The organism is Ensifer sp. NPDC090286 (assembly GCF_044769565.1).
Lineage (GTDB): Bacteria > Pseudomonadota > Alphaproteobacteria > Rhizobiales > Rhizobiaceae > Ensifer.
In genome coordinates, this window is sequence record NZ_JBIVYF010000001.1 from 64026 (window position 1) to 81070 (window position 17045).

17 protein-coding genes are annotated in these 17045 nt (G+C 63.6%); 6 read left to right on the forward strand and 11 right to left on the reverse strand.

Features of this window, described 5'->3' with window-relative positions:
• Positions 1-12 precede the first annotated feature (12 nt).
• From purF to alr, 4 genes are all read right to left on the reverse strand, one after another.
• Entirely contained in the window at positions 13-1500 is a 1488-nt protein-coding gene (purF, locus tag ACIQUG_RS00325; protein WP_402316238.1) for an amidophosphoribosyltransferase, read from the reverse strand.
• 145 nt (positions 1501-1645) lie between these two features.
• Positions 1646-2269 carry a CvpA family protein gene (locus tag ACIQUG_RS00330; RefSeq protein ID WP_402316241.1) on the reverse strand — a complete coding sequence of 208 codons (624 nt, stop codon included), beginning with the start codon at positions 2267-2269 and terminating at the stop codon, positions 1646-1648.
• A 123-nt stretch (positions 2270-2392) separates the two neighbouring features.
• Positions 2393-3796, reverse strand: coding sequence for a DNA repair protein RadA (radA, locus tag ACIQUG_RS00335; protein ID WP_043611486.1), 1404 nt, complete (start codon positions 3794-3796; stop codon positions 2393-2395).
• A 149-nt stretch (positions 3797-3945) separates the two neighbouring features.
• Complete coding sequence (alr, locus tag ACIQUG_RS00340) at positions 3946-5085, reverse strand: alanine racemase (protein WP_402316245.1); 1140 nt, start codon at positions 5083-5085, stop codon at positions 3946-3948.
• A gap of 152 nt (positions 5086-5237) precedes the next feature.
• Here alr and ACIQUG_RS00345 point away from each other — a divergent pair, with 152 nt between their 5' ends.
• The 3 genes from ACIQUG_RS00345 (at position 5238) to ACIQUG_RS00355 (ending at position 7201) form a co-directional block, all read left to right on the forward strand.
• Entirely contained in the window at positions 5238-6095 is an 858-nt protein-coding gene (locus tag ACIQUG_RS00345) for an AraC family ligand binding domain-containing protein (RefSeq protein WP_402316248.1), read from the forward strand.
• Positions 6096-6251: 156 nt separating this feature from the next.
• A complete protein-coding gene (locus tag ACIQUG_RS00350) occupies positions 6252-6905 on the forward strand; it encodes an AzlC family ABC transporter permease (RefSeq protein WP_402320491.1) in 654 nt (217 codons plus the stop codon).
• Positions 6902-7201, forward strand: coding sequence for an AzlD family protein (locus ACIQUG_RS00355; protein WP_402316250.1), 300 nt, complete (start codon positions 6902-6904; stop codon positions 7199-7201). The genes ACIQUG_RS00350 and ACIQUG_RS00355 overlap by 4 nt, the downstream gene beginning before the upstream one ends.
• 223 nt (positions 7202-7424) lie before the next feature.
• Here the strand turns inward: ACIQUG_RS00355 and ACIQUG_RS00360 are convergent, their stop codons facing one another.
• Positions 7425-8927 (reverse strand): replicative DNA helicase, encoded by a 1503-nt coding sequence (locus ACIQUG_RS00360; RefSeq protein WP_402316253.1) that lies wholly within the window; start codon positions 8925-8927, stop codon positions 7425-7427.
• Positions 8928-9259: 332 nt separating this feature from the next.
• Here ACIQUG_RS00360 and ACIQUG_RS00365 point away from each other — a divergent pair, with 332 nt between their 5' ends.
• Genes ACIQUG_RS00365 through ACIQUG_RS00375 form a run of 3 tightly spaced genes read left to right on the forward strand, consistent with a single transcriptional unit; the run spans position 9260 to position 12543 of the window.
• Entirely contained in the window at positions 9260-9703 is a 444-nt protein-coding gene (locus ACIQUG_RS00365) for a MarR family winged helix-turn-helix transcriptional regulator (RefSeq protein WP_043611356.1), read from the forward strand.
• A gap of 5 nt (positions 9704-9708) precedes the next feature.
• On the forward strand, positions 9709-11427 hold the full coding sequence (locus ACIQUG_RS00370) for an MFS transporter (protein ID WP_402316256.1): 1719 nt from the start codon (positions 9709-9711) through the stop codon (positions 11425-11427).
• Positions 11428-11445: 18 nt separating this feature from the next.
• Positions 11446-12543: an HlyD family secretion protein gene (locus ACIQUG_RS00375; RefSeq protein WP_402316259.1), complete on the forward strand. Its 1098-nt coding sequence runs from the start codon at positions 11446-11448 to the stop codon at positions 12541-12543.
• A gap of 106 nt (positions 12544-12649) precedes the next feature.
• On the opposite strand, the gene rplI is transcribed toward ACIQUG_RS00375, so the two are convergent.
• The 6 genes from rplI to ACIQUG_RS00405 form a co-directional block, all read right to left on the reverse strand.
• Entirely contained in the window at positions 12650-13219 is a 570-nt protein-coding gene (gene rplI, locus ACIQUG_RS00380) for a 50S ribosomal protein L9 (RefSeq protein WP_402316262.1), read from the reverse strand.
• Between the two features lie 32 nt (positions 13220-13251).
• Complete coding sequence (locus ACIQUG_RS00385; RefSeq protein ID WP_402316265.1) at positions 13252-14205, reverse strand: DUF2232 domain-containing protein; 954 nt, start codon at positions 14203-14205, stop codon at positions 13252-13254.
• Positions 14206-14398: 193 nt separating this feature from the next.
• A complete protein-coding gene (rpsR, locus tag ACIQUG_RS00390; protein ID WP_025426448.1) occupies positions 14399-14647 on the reverse strand; it encodes a 30S ribosomal protein S18 in 249 nt (82 codons plus the stop codon).
• A gap of 26 nt (positions 14648-14673) precedes the next feature.
• Positions 14674-15120, reverse strand: coding sequence for a 30S ribosomal protein S6 (rpsF, locus tag ACIQUG_RS00395; RefSeq protein ID WP_402316270.1), 447 nt, complete (start codon positions 15118-15120; stop codon positions 14674-14676).
• A 276-nt stretch (positions 15121-15396) separates the two neighbouring features.
• Positions 15397-15909, reverse strand: a complete 513-nt coding sequence (locus tag ACIQUG_RS00400; RefSeq protein WP_402316273.1) for a ClbS/DfsB family four-helix bundle protein — start codon at positions 15907-15909, stop codon at positions 15397-15399.
• Positions 15910-15928: 19 nt separating this feature from the next.
• A complete protein-coding gene (locus tag ACIQUG_RS00405) occupies positions 15929-16972 on the reverse strand; it encodes an aldo/keto reductase (protein ID WP_402316276.1) in 1044 nt (347 codons plus the stop codon).
• Positions 16973-17045: the final 73 nt, after the last annotated feature.

Sequence of the window (17045 nt, forward strand, 5' to 3'; positions counted from 1 at the left end):
TTTGTTGTCTGATTATCCGTTGCTGGCGAGAACCGAGAGTTTGCGGACATTGCTGGCGCCTTCCTGGTCGAGGAGGCGGGTCGGATAGTCCCCGGTGAAATAGTGGTCGGTGAACTGCGGTGCCTTCGGATCGCGCTTCTCGCCACCGACCGCCTCATAGAGGCCGTCGATCGACAGGAACTCGAGCGAGTCCGCGCCGATGTAGCGGCACATGGAGGCGAGGTCGGCATGCTGGTTGGCGAGCAGCTTGTCGCGATCCGGCGTATCGATGCCGTAGAAATCCGGATGGAAAATCATCGGGCTGGCGACGCGTACATGCACTTCGCGTGCGCCCGCGTCGCGCATCATCTGTACGATCTTCACCGACGTCGTGCCGCGCACGATCGAATCGTCGACGAGGATGATGCGCTTGCCCTCGATCATCGCGCGGTTGGCCGAATGCTTCAGCTTGACGCCGAAGGCGCGGATCTGCTGCGTCGGCTCGATGAAGGTGCGGCCGACATAGTGGTTGCGGATGATGCCGTATTCGAAGGGAATTCCGCTCTGCTGGGCATAGCCGAGCGCGGCCGGCGTGCCGCCGTCCGGAACCGGAACGACCACGTCGGCCTCAACAGGCGCTTCCTTGGCGAGATTGACGCCCATGTTCTTGCGCGAGACGTAGATGCTGCGGCCGCCGACGACCGAATCCGGCCGGGCGAAATAAACATATTCGAACAGGCAGAGCCGCTCGGGCTGCGATACCTCGGGCTTGCGCGCATCGATCGTGACCGAGCCGTCGGGCTGGATTTCGCAGATGATGACTTCGCCATTCTCGACGTCGCGCACATAGGTGGCGCCGATGATGTCGAGCGCGCAGGTCTCGGAGCAGAAGATCGGCTTGCCGTCGAGTTCGCCCATGACCAGCGGGCGGATGCCGATCGGGTCGCGCGCGGCAATCAGCTTCGTGCGGGTCATCGCCAGCATCGAATAGCCGCCTTCCATCTGGCGGATGGCGTCGATGAAGCGGTCGGAGGAGGAGGTCTGCTTCGAGCGCGCGATCAGGTGCAGAACGACTTCGGTATCCGACGTCGACTGACAGATGGCGCCGTCGGCGATCAGCTGCCGGCGAAGCGTGAGGCCGTTGGTGAAGTTGCCGTTGTGGGCGACGGCGATGCCGCCGACTTCGAGCTCGGCAAAGAGCGGCTGCACGTTGCGCAGCGCCACTTCGCCCGTCGTCGAATAGCGGGTGTGGCCGATCGACATGAAGCCGGGCAGTTTCGCGAGCGTCGCCGGATCCGTGTAGTGGTCGCCGACGAGGCCCATGCGCTTTTCGGTGCAGAACTGCTTGCCGTCGAAGGTGACGATGCCGGCCGCCTCCTGACCGCGATGCTGGAGCGCGTGCAGGCCGAGCGCTGTCAGCGCCGCCGCATCCGAGTGCCCCAGTATGCCGAAGACGCCGCACTCTTCGTGCAGCTCGTCGCCTTCGAGTTCATCGTGGATTTCGATGGATCTATCGGTCATCACAGTCGCCTTTGCTCCGTACCGGTGCGCATATCGTGATCAGGCCCGCCGTCTTCAAGCAATCTTAGCTGAAAACGGCTGCAAGCGTTATTCCCCAAAAGGACAAAGCCCGCGGGGCGGGCTTTGTCGGCAAATCGTTCCTGTCTCAGCCGTTGGTGGCCGGGGCGTCGTCGGCGGGCGCCTGGTCCGGCGTCGTCGCAGGTGCCTGGCCAGGCGTCGTTGCCGGCGCTTCGCCTTCGCCTTCGCCGGTCGTGTCCTTGCCGCGCAGGCGATCGAGAATGGTGGCGTCGGCTTCCTCAGGCAGCAGAGCGATCAGCTTGTTGCCGAGATTGTCGAGCAGCGGCTTCGATTTCGCCTGGGTGACCCAGGCCGGCTGCTGCTGCGGAGCGACGAGCCAGTTGAAGAACAGCATGGCGACGACGACCAGCAGGATGCCGCGGGCGGCGCCGAACAGGAAACCGAGCGTGCGGTCGAGCGCGCCGATGCGGCTGTCGATGATGAAATCGGCGATCCGCATGGTGATGAAGGAGATGATGATCAGCGCGATCAGGAAGATCACCGCTGCCGATCCGATCATCGCGACCGTGTCGCTGTTGGTATACTGCTTCGCATAGGGCAGGAGATGCGGGTAGAGGAAGTAGGCGGCAGCTGCCGCACCCACCCAGCTCGCGACCGAGAGCACCTCGCGCGAGAAGCCTCGAACCATGGCCAGGATTGCGGAAAACAGGGCGACGCCGAGAACGATACCGTCGAGAATTGTAATGGGCATTTTGTCCTTACTCCGGACCCGGTTCGTCCGGGTCTCCTCAAGCCTATCCGCCATCGGCCCTGAGTTCAGGGCATTTTCAGCCTGTTTGCGGCCCTTAAAGGGCGGCCTGCGACATCCGCATCTTCAGTCTTCGTCCTCCGCCGGTCTCAGTGCGTTTCGCGACCCCGCGATGCGCGCCACCAGATCGGGCAGGCTTTCCATCTCGCTCCAGCGGCCATTGCCGTTTTTCGGCAGTTCGGTCGAAGCGGACGGCAGGACCGCCTGCGAGAACCCGAGCTTCTCGGCTTCCTTAAGGCGTTGTGCGGTATGCGCAACCGGCCGGATGGCACCCGACAAGCTGACTTCGCCGAAATAGACGCAATCCGCCGGAAGGGCAAGCCCGGCAAGCGATGAAACCAGTGCGGAAGCCACAGCCAGGTCGGCAGCCGGCTCGGAAATGCGGTAACCGCCGGCAATGTTGAGATAGACGTCGTGCTGGCCGAGCCGCACGCCGCAATGGGCTTCGAGCACGGCGAGGATCATCGAGAGCCGTGCGGAATCCCAGCCGACGATCGCGCGTCTCGGCGTGCCGAGCGAGGTCGGCGCGACCAGCGCCTGCACTTCGACGAGGACGGGGCGGGTGCCTTCCATGCCGGCAAAGACGGCGGCGCCCGGCGATTTCTCGTTGCGTTCGCCGAGGAAGAGTTCCGACGGGTTGGCAACCTCGCGCAGGCCCTTGTCCGACATCTCGAACACACCGATCTCGTCGGTCGGGCCGAAGCGGTTCTTGACGGTGCGCAGGATGCGGTAGTGATGGCCGCGGTCGCCTTCGAAATAGAGCACGGCGTCGACCATGTGCTCGACGACGCGCGGGCCGGCGATCTGGCCTTCCTTGGTGACGTGGCCGACGAGCACGACGGCGGTTCCCGTCTGCTTGGCAAAGCGGATCATTGCCTGAACGCCTGTGCGAACCTGGGTGACGGTGCCCGGCGCCGAATCGACGATGTCGCTCCAGAGCGTCTGGATCGAATCGATGATCACCAGATCCGGGCGCTTGCCTTCAGAGAGCGTCGCCAGAATGTCCTCGACATTGGTCTCGGCGGCGAGCAGCACGTCGCTGTCGGCAGCGCCGAGGCGCTGGGCGCGAAGGCGCACCTGCGCGACGGCCTCTTCGCCCGAGACATAGATGACGCGATGATTGCGGCGCGAGAGCGCGGCCGCCGCCTGCATCAGCACGGTCGACTTGCCGATGCCGGGATCGCCGCCGACGAGCAGCGCCGAGCCGCGCACGAAGCCGCCGCCGGTTACCCGGTCGAGCTCCGAGATGCCTGTCTGAATCCGTGGCGCGTCTTCGATCTCGCCCGAGAGGGTGGTGAGCGCCACCGGGCGTCCCTTCTTCGGCGCCCGCGACGGACCGCCACCGATGCCTGCCGTCGGATTGTCCTCGATGATCGTGTTCCACTCGCCGCAGCCTTCGCACTTGCCCACCCAGCGGGTGTGGACCGTGCCGCAGTTCTGGCAGATGAATTGGGTACGCGCTTTCGCCATCGGCATCGACTTTCGGAATGTGAGACCGCCGACGTCGCGATCGGACGTCGGCGGAAAAGAATCACTTGTATCGTCACATAATGCCGCGAAACGCGGAACAAAAGGTGAATTTCAGTGAGAATGACCGAAAAATGATATGAAGGACGGCGTCACGCGCCGCCGACATAGTGCCTGGCATAGCGATGTCCGAGGCTGGTCAGCATCTCGTAGCCGATCGTGCCACCGGCGCGCGCGACATCGTCGATGGCGATGTGCCGGCCGAAGAGCTCAATGTAATCGCCCGGCCGCACAGTACCCGTGGGAAGGTCGGTGACGTCGAAAAGGCTGAGATCCATGGTGACGCGGCCGACATGCGGCACTTTCCGGCCATGCAGGAAGCCGAAGGCGCCCGACGGGGTCGCCTGCCTGAGGGTGACGCCGCCGCCGGAGACCGAGCGGTGGTAGCCATCGGCATAGCCGACTGCGACGGTCGCGATACGGCTGTCGCGGTCGAAGCGGGCGGATGCGCCATAGCTCGCGGTGCCGCCGGCGGCCACATCGCGAACCTGGATGATCCGTGCCTCGGCGGTCACCACCGGTTTCATCGGGTTCGGAACGTCGTTCACCGCCTCGCCGCCGTAGACGGCGATGCCCGGCCGGGTCAGGTCGAAATGATAGTCGGAACCGAGGAAGACGCCGCCGGAATTGGCAAGGCTCGCATCGACGCCTTCATAGGCGGCGGTCGCCTCGTGGAAGCGCCGGAGTTGAAGGCCGTTCAGCCGGTGTTCGGGATCGTCGGCGCAGACGAGGTGGCTCATGATCAGCACGGGCGAAAAGCTCGCCGGCCGCGCTGGGTCTGTCGCAAGCGCAACGGCCTGCTCGACCGTGAGGCCGAGCCGGTTCATGCCGGTATCGACATGCAGCACGCAAGGGTGGTCGCCCCGTTCGGAGAGTGCGGCCATGAACACGGCCAGTTGCTCGTCCGAATTGATGACCGGCACCAGGTCATTGTCGAAGAAAAGCGCCTCGTTGCCCGGCCACATGCCGGCGAGAATGTAGATCCGGCCGTCCGGAACCAGGGGGCGGAGATCGGCACCTTCCTCGGCATTGGCGACGAAGAAGTCGCGCGCGCCGGCGGCATAGAGGGCAGGGGCCGCCTGATCGATCCCGAGTCCATAGGCGTCCGCTTTGAGCACTGCCGCCGCCCGCGCCTTGCCCGAGCGGGCATTCATCGCGCGCCAGTTGTCGGTGAGGGCGCCGAGGTCGATGGTGAGCCGGTTGGAGGCGGCGAGAAATTCTGGAGGGAGCATGCCGGGTACTCTGCCGTGGACGATCCAAGAGCAATACAGCCTAGCGCTCATCGCCGCAAATGCCGGCCTGTCGCATCGGCCGAAAGGAGGGGCGGCTTCGAGCGAGCACTTTTGTGCAAGACGCGGGGACGCCAATTCCCTATGGTTTGCGTATGCAGACGATTTCGCAGCAGCAGGCCATCGATGACACGCCGATTGAGGGCGCCGAGCGCACGCGCTTCTGGCGGGATCCCCGTTTCATGGGCATGGAATGTCTGACGGCGACCTTCATCACCCACGAATTCGCGCCGCATGCGCACGAGACTTTCAGCATCGGCGCCATCGAGGCCGGTTCGCAGATCAGCAAGATCAAGGGCGAGCGCTCGGAAGCGGGCCCGGGCTTTTTCTATCTCATCAACCCCGACGAGATCCATGACGGCCATCCCGGTGGCAGCGGTTACCGTTATCGCATGGTCTACCCGAGCGCCGAGCTTCTGGTGAACATCATCGAGGACGTGACCGGCCGCGCCTTCAAGGGCACGCCGTCCTTCTCCAGGCGCGTACTGCAGGCGCCGGACCTGGCGATAGCCTTTCATCACGCGCACCGCATGCTCGAGCTGAACGGCAGCACCCTCGAGGCGGAAGAGAGCATGTTCAGCGTTCTCGCGACGATGTTCGAGCGCCACGGCAGCACGATCATCACGCCGATCGAAACGCGGGAGCAATCGGCGGTGCACCGGGCGCGCGACTTCTTGGCCGAAAACTATGCCGAGGACGTCGGGCTCGAGGAACTGGCGAAGGTTGCAGGCCTCAGCCGTGCCCACCTCATCCGCGCTTTCCGCAAGGAGTTCCATATCACGCCGCACGCGTACCTGACCGACAAGCGTGTGCGGGCGGCAAAGACGCTGCTGCGGCACGGCTGGTCGGCGGTGGACGCGGCCTATCAATGCGGCTTTGCCGACCAGGCGCATTTCAGCCGTCATTTCAAGGCGCGCACCGGCGTTACCCCCGGGGCCTTCCGCGCCGGCTGATCACTTTCGTTCAAGACGATCCTCAACCCGAGACCTAGAACACGCGGGTGATTGCGATGGCGCGCCTGCGTGGAAAGGCGGTGCATCGCGCGAATGGAGACGTGGACGTTGCAGGAAAGAAGTGCGTTTCAGGAATTTCGGGCCGCGGCAGTCGCCATGACGCCGCTGATCGTTGCGGTCATGCCGGTTGGCCTCGTGTTCGGCGCGGTGGCTGCGAGCAAGGGGCTCACGCCGGCCGAGGTGGCGCTGATGAGCGCGCTGGTCTTTGCCGGCGGATCGCAGTTCGTCGCCATGGATATCTGGACGCATCCGGCGTCCTGGGCAGCACTTGGCTTTTCGGCCCTGCTCGTCAACATTCGCCATGTGCTGATGAGCGCTTCGATCGGCGGCAAGCTCGACAGTTTCTCCGGGCCGGCGCGCTATGCGTCGATGCTGCTTCTGGCCGACGAGATCTGGGCCATGGCCGAGATGCGCGCGAGCAACGGCAAGCTGACGCCTGCCTGGTATGCGGGCCTTGCGGTACCGTTCTATTGCCTTTGGGTGCTGACGAGCCTTGCCGGCGCGCTGCTCGGGGCCTTCCTGGGCGATCCGAAGGTTACGGGCCTCGATTTTGCGTTCCCCGCTGTCTTCATCGTGCTGGTCATGGGCTTCTGGAAGGGGCGCGAGACCGGGGCCGTTCTGGCTGCAAGCGCGCTCGCGGCGGTCATTACGCACCAATTGCTGCCGGGCGTCTGGTACATCGCTGCCGGGGCTGCGGCCGGCGTCGTGGTGGCGCTTCTCTCCGGCGCTCGCAAGGAGGCCCATGCATGACCGTCGATCTCAACACGCTTCTCGCAATTCTTGCCATGGCGGTTGCGACGATCGCGACCCGTATCGGCGGCCTCGTGCTGATCCGCTATGTAACGATCGGGGAAAATCAGAAGCGCGCGCTGGAGGCGATCCCGCCGGCTGTGCTGATGGCGGTCATCGCGCCGACGGCCTTCGTGACCGGCCCGGCGGAAACGATCGCCGCTGCCGCGACGGCGGTGGCCGCCATGCGACTGCCGCTCCTGGTGTCGGTCGGCGTCGGCGTCGTCTCGGTGGCGCTGCTGCGCCTCGTGTTCTGAAAGTTCGTGCCGGAGTGCGAGGCGCGCTTCAGCGAGAAAGGCACATGCCTTTTGAAATTGAGAGCGGGCTGGGAAACCGCAAACATTTTTCCCAGCCCGCTCCGGCCGCCCCCACGGAACTCTGAGCAATCCCAGGAAACGTGTGAAACGGTTTTCCGTCCGGAATTGCGTTCTTTCATAAGTGATGGGCTGTTTCACTGTTTCGAAGAAACAAGGAAGCAGTCTAGTGTTCCTCGTACTGAGTGAAGGATGGATCGGCGAGGTCGGTGAAGCGCGTGAATTCCGACTGGAAGGCGAGCTTCACGGTACCGGTCGGTCCGTGACGCTGCTTGGCGATGATCACGTCGGCCGTGCCCTTCACCTGCTCCATCTTCATCTTCCACTCTTCGTACTTCGGATCGAACTCGTCGCGTGGCTCCAGGTTCTTCACGTAGTATTCCTCACGGAACACGAAGAGCACGACGTCGGCGTCCTGCTCGATCGAGCCCGATTCACGAAGGTCGGAGAGCTGCGGACGCTTGTCTTCGCGGCTTTCGACGCCACGGGAGAGCTGCGAGAGCGCGATGATCGGAACGTTCAGCTCCTTGCCGAGCGCCTTGAGGCCGGTGGTGATCTGGGTGATTTCCTGCACGCGGTTGTCGCTGGACTTGCCCGAGCCGGTCATGAGCTGGATGTAGTCCACCACCAGGCAGTCGAGGCCGCGCTGACGCTTCAGGCGGCGCGCGCGGGCGGAAAGCTGGGCGATCGAGATACCACCGGTCTGGTCGATATAAAGCGGCACCTTCTGCATCATCTGCGAGCAGGCGACGAGCTTTTCGAAATCGGCCTCGGAGATGTCACCGCGGCGGATCTTCGACGAGGAGACTTCGGTCTGCTCGGAGATGATACGGGTGGCGAGCTGTTCAGACGACATTTCGAGCGAGTAGAAGCCGACGACGCCGCCGTTCTTCGCCTTGAACGAGCCGTCCGCCTGGATTTCCGGCTCGTAGGCCGCGGCAATGTTGTAGGCGATGTTGGTGGCAAGCGAGGTCTTGCCCATGCCCGGACGTCCGGCAAGCACGATCAAGTCGGAACGCTGCAGGCCACCCATCCGGCCATCCAGCGACAGGATGCCGGTTGAAATGCCCGAAAGGCTGCCGTCGCGCTCGAAGGCCTGGCCGGCCATGTCGATGGCGAGCGCCACGGCGTCGTTGAACGACTGGAAGCCGCCGTCGTAGCGGCCGGTCTCGGCCAGTTCGAACAGACGGCGTTCGGCATCTTCGATCTGGCCCTGCGGCGGCATGTCGAGCGGCGCGTCATAGGCGATGTTGACCATGTCCTCGCCGATGGTGATCAGCGAACGGCGCAGCGCCAGGTCATAGATCGCGCGGCCATAGTCTTCTGCGTTGATGATCGACACGGCGGCGCCGGCAAGGCGCGCAAGATAGGTCGCGACGGTGACGTCGCCGACCTTCTCGTCGGCCTTGAGGAAGGTCTTGATTGTGACCGGGTTCGCCATCTTGCCCATGCGGATGATGTCGCCGGCGACTTCGTAGATCTTGCGGTGCAGCGGCTCGTGCAGATGCACGGGCTTCAGGAAGTCCGAGACGCGGTAGTAGGCGTCGTTGTTGACGAGGATCGCGCCAAGCAGCGCCTGCTCGGCCTCGAGGTTGTTCGGGGCCTCGCGGTAGTGCTGGTCCGCCTGATCCTTGCCGATAGGGGATAGCTTTCGCGACGCTTCGTTCATTCGATTATCTCTGCCTCTGTCTGGTGTGGCACCGGTTTGCGTCTAAGCGCGGACCGGGTCAAGTGCACGAGGGACACAGTCGCAGAGCGACGTCACCGCACTCGGCGCTGTTCCCGTTGTTCGACTGATCCACAGGCGGGGGTTCGCAAATGTGCGGATTATGCCGTCGTCACAAATTTGGTCGTTGACGCCGCGAATCACCCGAACCTTCCCGACAAGCCGAAGTGTAACGCCGTCCTCCTCTGCCTCAAATCCGCATCTTGAAAATCCACCGCATTTGGATTAGATAGAGGCAATATAATTAGCATGCTAGTAATATGGAAAAGATACCAATGTATCAGCCAACCGTGAACCGCGAACTGTTCGATGCCTTGTCGCTGGTCAATCGCAAGCTGCGCGCCGTGTTCGATGCGCGGGTGAAGGAGAGGGGGCTGACGCTGTCGCGCGCCCGCGCGCTCTTCGCCCTGACGAAGAAGGACGGCCTCAACCAGCGGGAGCTCGCCGACGAGCTCGACATCGAGACCCCGACCCTGGTGCGCCTGCTCGACGGCATGGAGAAGCAGGGCTTCATCGAGCGGCGGGTGGAGGTCTCCGACCGACGCGCCAAGCAGATCCATATGACCGAACTCGGCCGCACGGTCGCCGACGAGATCCTCAGGCTTGCCGACGAGATCCGGGCCGAAGTGCTGCAAGGCATCGACGCAGCCGAGCTTGCGGTGACGAAGCGGGTGATCCGGGCGATCGCCGACAATGTCCAGTCGCTGGCGCGGGAGTGACGGCGATGGGTGCAGGCGCGACGGCCGCCGCAAACGACAATCGCCTCGCCATCGAGCTTGAGGCTGCGGAGACCATCGACGAGGATCAACGCGGGGAAGCCGCGATTGCACCGGAACCAGTGCCAGCGCCAGCGCCCGTACCGGCCCCGGTCGATAAAGGCCTGTTGCTTTCGGCGGTCTATGTCCTGGGCTCCGTGCTTTTGTTCCTGACGCAGGGGCTCGGCATGAACCTGGCGCTCGCCAACCTCACGCAGGTCCAGGGCTCGCTTTCGGCGACCGCCATCGAGGCCGGCTGGCTTTCGGCGGCCTACATGGCGCCGAATGTCAGCCTGTCGATTGCGCTGGTGAAGATCCGCGCCCAGTACGGGCTGCGCCGTTTTGCCGAAATCAGCATCGCCGGCTTCGTCGTCGTCTCGCTGATGAACGTCTTCGTTTCCGATCTGCATTCGGCGATCGTCGTGCGCTTCATCAGCGGCATTGCCGCCGCACCGATGTCGACGCTCGGTTTTCTCTACATGCTCGAAGCCTTTCCGCCGGCGCGCAAGCTGACCGTCGGTCTGGCGTTGGCGCTCACCTGCACGACGATTTCCGCGCCGGTCACCCGCCTGATCTCGCCGACCTTGATCGAATACGGCCAGTGGCACGCGCTCTACACGCTGGAAATGGCACTGGCGCTGATCGCGCTGCCGATCATCTACCTCTTGCCGCTGACGCCGGTCCCGCATGCGAAGGTCATCCAGCGCATGGATATCCTGAGCTACCTGCTCGTCGCCGTCGCCTTCGGCTGCCTCGCCGTGGTCCTGACCATGGGGCGCCTCTACTGGTGGTTCGAGGCGCCATGGCTCGGCGTCCTGCTGGTCGTCTCGATCACGACGCTGACGACTGCGGTGCTGATCGAACTCCATCGCCCGGTACCCTTGATCGACGTGCGCTGGATCGCCTCCAAGGAGATCGTGCACTTTGCCGCCGTTCTCCTCATTTTCCGCCTGGTGGCCTCCGAACAATCCACGGTCGCGGCGAACTTCTACCAGCAGCTCGGTCTCCAGTTCGAGCAGGTCGCGACCCTCTATTGGATCATTCTTGCCGCGGCGATCGGTGGCGGCCTGCTTTGCGCCGCGCTGATGAATCCTCAGCATGCGGAGCGCGTGCATATCCTGGCGCTCGGCCTTCTGGCGACCGGCGCCTACATGGATAGCCAGGCGACCAGCCTCACGCGGCCGGAGCAGATGTATCTGAGCCAGGCGATGATAGCGTCTGGCACGGCGCTCTTCCTGCCGCCGGCCATGGCACGCGGCTTCAAGGCGGCGCTCGCCAAGGGGCCGAGCTATATCCTGAGCTTCATCGTGATCTTCCTCTTTACCCAGAGCATCGGCAGCCTGATCGGTTCTGCCGCCTTCGGCACCTTCGTCACGATCCGCGAAAAGTTTCACTCCAACATTCTCGCCGAACAGATGGTGCTCTCGAACCCGCTGGTTGCCCAGCGCGTCAACCAGCTTTCCGCCGCCTACGCCAAGGTGATGGGCGACAAGATCCTGCTCGGCGGCGAAGGCACCGTGCTGCTGTCACAGCAGGTAACCCGCGAAGCTTACATCCTCGCCTACAACGACGCCTTCCTGCTGGCTTCGGCGGTCGCGCTCTTCGCGCTCGCCGGGCTGCTGCTGCACATCTTCTACAACTGGCTCAGGCAGAGATTGTCCGCGCCTGCGCCGATGCCTGCCACCTGATTGACAGAGTTGACGACCATGTTGAAATCCCTACGCTCGCCCACGAGCATCATCGTTCTTCTCGCCGGCATCGCCGGCATCGCCCTTGTGCTCTACGCTTGGCGGCTGCCGCCGTTCCACAGTTCGGTCGAATCGACCGAGAACGCCTATGTGCGTGGCTTTGTCACGATCATGAGCCCACAGCTTGCGGGCTATGTCGCCGACGTTCCGGTGCACGACTACGAGACGGTCAAGGCCGGGCAACTGCTGGTGAAGATCGACGACCGCATCTATGCGCAGAAGGTGGCGCAGGCGGAAGCCACGCTTGCCGGTCAGAAGGCAGCCCTTGCCAATTCCTTCCAGCAGGAGCTTTCGGCCAAGGCCGGTATCGCCGCAAGCCAGGCGCAGATCGACAGCGCCAAGGCCGCCTTCAACCGGGCGCGTGCGACCTGGGACCGCATTCGCCCGCTTGCGGAAATGGGTGTTTCGACCCGCAGCGACGCCGATCAAGCGCGTGCGGGCTTCGAGCAGGCCGACGCTGCCGTGAGCCAGGCAGAAGCCGGGCTGGAAGTCTCGAAGCAGGCACTGGCGACGACGCTCGGCGCGCGTTCCGGACTGCGGGCCGCGGTGAGCGGGGCGGAAGCGGCCGTCGAACTCGCGCGTATCGATCTCGACAACACGCGCATCGTCGCGCCGCGTGACGGCCGGCTCGGCGAGATCGGCGCGCGCATCGGTCAATATGTGACAGCCGGCTCGCAACTCCTGGCGCTGGTTCCGAACGACGTCTGGGTGGTCGCCAATTTCAAGGAGACGCAGCTCGATGGCATGAAGGCGGGCCAACCCGTCACCATCGCGGTCGACGCCCTGCAGAGGAACGAGCTGACGGGGCATATCGAGCGGTTCTCGCCCGCCGCCGGTTCGGAGTTCAGCATCATCCGTCCGGACAACGCCACCGGCAACTTCACCAAGGTGGCCCAGCGCGTCGGCGTGCGCATCGCCGTCGATCCCGGCCAGCCGCTGGCGGAAATGCTCTCACCCGGTCTCTCGGTCGTCGTGCGCGTCGACAAGGATGCGCCGGTGCGTGTTGCGCCGGACCAGGCCAACAAGGGCGGCTCGCCCCTTGCCGCTCACGGATAAGGCGGCCGACTTCCTGGACGTCATTGCCAGAGCGGGCCGTGCAGCGGCCAAGAAAAAAGCCCGGATCGATGATCCGGGCTTTCGCATGTCGAATGGCCTTTAAGGCTTATTCTTCTTCGCCTTCGGCTTCCGGGTTGAAGAAGTCTTCCGGCTTCAGGGCGTCTTCGTCAACGCCGTAGATGGCGTCGGCCGAGGTCAGGCTTTCGCCCTTGGCCTGGCGACCGGCTTCTTCGGCCGAACGGGCAACGTTGACTTCAACCGAGATCTCGACTTCCGAGTGCAGGTGCAGCGTGACCTTGTGCAGGCCGATCGACTTGATCGGCTGGTTGAGGTCGACCTGGTTGCGGCCGACGTTGAAGCCTTCGGCAGCGAGCACTTCGATGATGTCGCGGGCAGCAACCGAACCGTAGAGCTGGCCGGTTTCGCCAGCCGAGCGAACGATGATGAACGACTTGCCGTCGAGCTTCTCGGCAACAGCCTGGGCTTCCGACTTGCGCTCGAGGTTACGAGCTTCGAGCGTCGAACGCTCAGCTTCGAAACGGGCCTTGTTGGCAGCGTTGGCGCGCAGCGCCTTGCCGAGCGGCAGGAGGTAGTTACGGGCAAAGCCGTCGCGAACCTTTACGGTTTCGCCCATCTGGCCGAGCTTGGCGATACGTTCGAGAAGAATGACTTCCATGTTGGTTTCCTTTCAGAGTTCCAGTTCGTTGGTCAGTTTTTTCCAACCGGCGTGACCGCGATGGTGCGTCGCGTATCGATCAGGCCGGACAGGAGGAAGAAGAATGCCGGGATCGTGAACACGAGCACCGACAGGTATGCGATCCACAGCACGGGAAGCCGCCAGGACTTGCCGCGCGTGCGGAAATGGAAGGAGGCGAAACCGGCAAGCAGGAAGCCCGCGCCGAAGGTTCCGCAGATCAGCGCGCCGATCGTTGCGGGTGCGCCGCCGAGGAAGGTGAGGACCAGGCCGCCGAGGAAGATGAAGATCGCGTTGCGGTGCATGCGCAGCGTCGAAGGAATGTCCTCGCGCGGGCGCAACGACCGGCCGGACATCTGCACGATGCGGGTGGCAAGGTAGTAGGCGGTAAACAGCATCAGCACCCAGATCGCGCCCTGGACGAGCGGCAAGGCGAGGGTGAAGAGCGACTTGATCTGGGCGATGGCGGCCGCATCGGGGTTGTAGGCGCTGTCCTGCGCCTTCACCGCCTGAATGACGATATCGACCATGCGATCGGAGATATCGGCGCCATAGCCGACGATGATGCCGACGATGATCATGCCGACGGTCACCAGACCAGCGAGATGGCTGAGGATATCGGAAAGCGGATACCAGGCGAGCGCCTCGTCCGGGCCGCCGAGTTCGGACGCCGGGCGGGCGAGATTGGCGAGATGGCTCAGCCAACCGGCGGGGATCAGCGTGACAACGAGGATCAGCAGCGAGAAATAGGGCGAAACGAGAACGGCACCGGTGGCGCCGGCCGTGACGATTGCGGTGATCGCGGCGGCATTGCCCCAGCCGAGGCCGGCAATCAGGATCGGAAGGGCCGAAGCGGCATAAAGGACGATCGCAAGAGACGACTGCGTATTCGCGCCCATCGACAAGAGGGCGGCGGTAACGCCGGCGAGAACGCCGGTCAGCAGCGATGTCCTGTTCACATTCGTCACGTTCGCTGTCCTGCTTCGTGCAGTTAGGGGATGGCCGAAGCCTTTTCCCCAGCATGGGATTTTGGCGCATCGCGCCGGTTCCGATCCGCGCCCATCGCGGAAGGGAGTGAAAGAGGCGCTCACCTTAGGGGAGCGCCTCTCCCAACACGTCGGGTTCCGTCGAGTCAGAAGACTGACGGACGGTCAGCCGTTCTTAGGAAACGACGTAGGGCAGCAGGCCGAGGAAGCGTGCACGCTTGATCGCCTGGGCGAGTTCGCGCTGCTTCTTCTGGGAAACGGCCGTGATGCGGGAAGGAACGATCTTGCCGCGCTCGGAAATGTAGCGCTGCAGAAGACGGATGTCCTTGTAGTCGATCCGCGGAGCGTTTGCGCCCGAGAAGGGGCAGGTCTTGCGGCGACGGTGGAACGGGCGACGAACCGGAGCGGAAGAAACTTCAGCCATTGTCTTAATCTCCTAAAGTTTCTTGATTACACGCGGTCTTCGCGCGGACGGCGCGGGCGGTCTTCGCGGTCGCCACGGTCCGGACGCGGACCACGGTCGCCGAAGCCACGCTCCGGACGGTCGCCATCGCGGCGCGGACGGTCGTCACGGTCGCGCTTCTGCATCATGGCCGACGCGCCTTCCTCGTGCTTCTCGACGGCGATCGTCATGTAGCGCAGGACGTCTTCGTTGATGCGCATCTGGCGCTCGATTTCGTGAACAGCCGCTGCCGGAGCGTCGATGTCCATGAGAACGTAGTGAGCCTTGCGGTTCTTCTTGATGCGGTAGGTGAGGGACTTCAGGCCCCAGTTCTCGACGCGACCGACCTTACCGCCGTTTGCTTCGAGCACGCCCTTGTACTGCTCGACGAGACCGTCGACCTGCTGCGGCGTGATGTCCTGGCGGGCCAGGAATACGTGTTCATAAAGAGCCATTGTGGCTTGCCTTTCTTGCGTTAATCAGCCCGGACCTCGGCGGCTAAGCCTCAACGACTGTTCTTAGTGGCTGACAGGCAGCCGGCAAGAAAGTGTTGTATCGAGACGGTCGAGAGCGGAGACACGGGAGGCCGGAAAGACGTGCAATCCTAACGGCTCCCCTAACGGGAAACCGGCCCTCCGTTCAGCCACCAGCCAGAAGACCGGGCATTTCGAACAGCGCGCTTATACGCATTTTTCCGCGGAAGGCAAGGCTTGCCGCATCTTTTCCGCTTTTTACGTCGGCCCGTTCGCCTTCTTCCATTTGCGCAGGCGGACGTGGGCATTGGCATAAGGAGAGGACGTGTTGAACTGGATCATGCGTCCGAGCGTGAATTTTCCGTACCATGGCCGCCCGTAGAGCGCCTGCTCGTCGCGATCCCTGATCCGTGCTTCGATCGCCTCCTTGCTTTGCTTCAGCCTGGCGACAAGCTCGCCCGGCGAAAGGGCCTGGAAGTCCGCATAGAATTTCTGCGCCAGCCGTCCGAGTTCATTCCATTTATAGCCCGTCTCGGGGAAGTCGACCGGCTCGCCGCGCTGATCGCGATCGATCCATTTGATCACCAGTTCGCCCCAGCCGATGAGGTAGGCGACGAGATCGCCGACACTCATCATGGTGCCCTTGGCGTGGCCTTCGAGCGAAGGTTCGCGGTAGCGCTGGTCAGGAACCCGTTCCAACTCGCGCATCAGCCTGGCGAACGGGACGGCGATCGCCTCAAGCAGTTCCGCTTTCGTCTGGGGCACCGGCATCGGCGATCTGCTCTCACACTCAGATCGGCATCGGATAGATCCGGTGCAGCCGCCGGATCCCGTTCACGACGTCCTGCGACAGCGTGAGATCGATGGCGCCGAGGTTGGTCTTCAACTGCTCCATCGACGTCGCGCCGATGATGACGGACGCCATGAACGGCCGCGCCAGGCAGAAGGCGATCGCCATCTGCGCCGGATCGAGGCCGTGCTCGCGCGCCAGTTTGACATAGCCTTCGACGGCCGGCTCCTGGTGCGGCGTGAAGCGGCCGCCGAGATCGCCGTTGATCGAAAGACGCGAGCCCTTCGGCTTCGCGCCGTCGAGATACTTGCCGCTCAAAAGGCCGGCGGCGAGCGGCGAATAGGCGAGCAGGCCTACATCCTCATGGTGCGACAGTTCCGCAAGGTCGAGGTCGTAGGTGCGGTAAAGCAGGTTGTACTCGTTCTGGATCGAAGCGACGCGCGGCAGGCCATGACGCTCAGCCATGTCGATGAACTTCATCGTGCCCCAGGCCGTCTCGTTGGACAGGCCAATGGCGCGCACCTTGCCGGCCTTAACGAGGTCGCCGAGCTTGTCGAGAATCGCCCGAAGGTCGCTCGCGACGTGGTCCTTGTCCTGCTTGGACGGGTCGTAGGACCAGGCATTGCGGAAATGATAGTGGCCGCGGTTCGGCCAATGAAGCTGATAGAGATCCACGTAGTCGGTCTTCAGCCGCTTGAGGCTGGCATCGATCGCCTGGTCGATGCCTTCGGGTGTCGTCGGGTTGCCGTTACGGATATAGGGACGGCCGGGACCGGCAACCTTGGTCGCGACAACGACGTCATCCCGCCGGCCGCGCTTGGCCAGCCATTCGCCGATGAAGCGTTCCGTGTCGCCGTAGGTCTCCGGCGACAGCGGGGTGGTCGGGTAGAGTTCGGCGGTGTCGATGAAGTTGACGCCCTTGTCGAAGGCGTAATCCAGTTGCTCATGCGCCTCGGCGATGGAGTTCTGCGAGCCCCAGGTCATGGTGCCCAGGCAGATTTCCGAAACCTTGATGCCGGTGCGGCCAAGCGTGTTGTAGCGCATCTAGATAAGTATCCTTGTGAAGGGCGAGCGCCGACCTGGGGAGGGAAGGGGCGCCGGCACCGGGAATGGAGCG

Bases quoted from the DNA above. Each gene is read 5' to 3' on its own strand.
- purF (WP_402316238.1), bottom strand. From the start codon at position 1,500: ATGACCGATAGATCCATCGAAATCCACGATGAACTCGAAGGCGACGAG.
- ACIQUG_RS00330 (WP_402316241.1), bottom strand. From the start codon at position 2,269: ATGCCCATTACAATTCTCGACGGTATCGTTCTCGGCGTCGCCCTGTTT.
- radA (WP_043611486.1), bottom strand. From the start codon at position 3,796: ATGGCGAAAGCGCGTACCCAATTCATCTGCCAGAACTGCGGCACGGTC.
- alr (WP_402316245.1), bottom strand. From the start codon at position 5,085: ATGCTCCCTCCAGAATTTCTCGCCGCCTCCAACCGGCTCACCATCGAC.
- ACIQUG_RS00345 (WP_402316248.1), top strand. From the start codon at position 5,238: ATGCAGACGATTTCGCAGCAGCAGGCCATCGATGACACGCCGATTGAG.
- ACIQUG_RS00350 (WP_402320491.1), top strand. From the start codon at position 6,252: ATGACGCCGCTGATCGTTGCGGTCATGCCGGTTGGCCTCGTGTTCGGC.
- ACIQUG_RS00355 (WP_402316250.1), top strand. From the start codon at position 6,902: ATGACCGTCGATCTCAACACGCTTCTCGCAATTCTTGCCATGGCGGTT.
- ACIQUG_RS00360 (WP_402316253.1), bottom strand. From the start codon at position 8,927: ATGAACGAAGCGTCGCGAAAGCTATCCCCTATCGGCAAGGATCAGGCG.
- ACIQUG_RS00365 (WP_043611356.1), top strand. From the start codon at position 9,260: ATGTATCAGCCAACCGTGAACCGCGAACTGTTCGATGCCTTGTCGCTG.
- ACIQUG_RS00370 (WP_402316256.1), top strand. From the start codon at position 9,709: ATGGGTGCAGGCGCGACGGCCGCCGCAAACGACAATCGCCTCGCCATC.
- ACIQUG_RS00375 (WP_402316259.1), top strand. From the start codon at position 11,446: ATGTTGAAATCCCTACGCTCGCCCACGAGCATCATCGTTCTTCTCGCC.
- rplI (WP_402316262.1), bottom strand. From the start codon at position 13,219: ATGGAAGTCATTCTTCTCGAACGTATCGCCAAGCTCGGCCAGATGGGC.
- rpsR (WP_025426448.1), bottom strand. From the start codon at position 14,647: ATGGCTGAAGTTTCTTCCGCTCCGGTTCGTCGCCCGTTCCACCGTCGC.
- rpsF (WP_402316270.1), bottom strand. From the start codon at position 15,120: ATGGCTCTTTATGAACACGTATTCCTGGCCCGCCAGGACATCACGCCG.
- ACIQUG_RS00400 (WP_402316273.1), bottom strand. From the start codon at position 15,909: ATGCCGGTGCCCCAGACGAAAGCGGAACTGCTTGAGGCGATCGCCGTC.
- ACIQUG_RS00405 (WP_402316276.1), bottom strand. From the start codon at position 16,972: ATGCGCTACAACACGCTTGGCCGCACCGGCATCAAGGTTTCGGAAATC.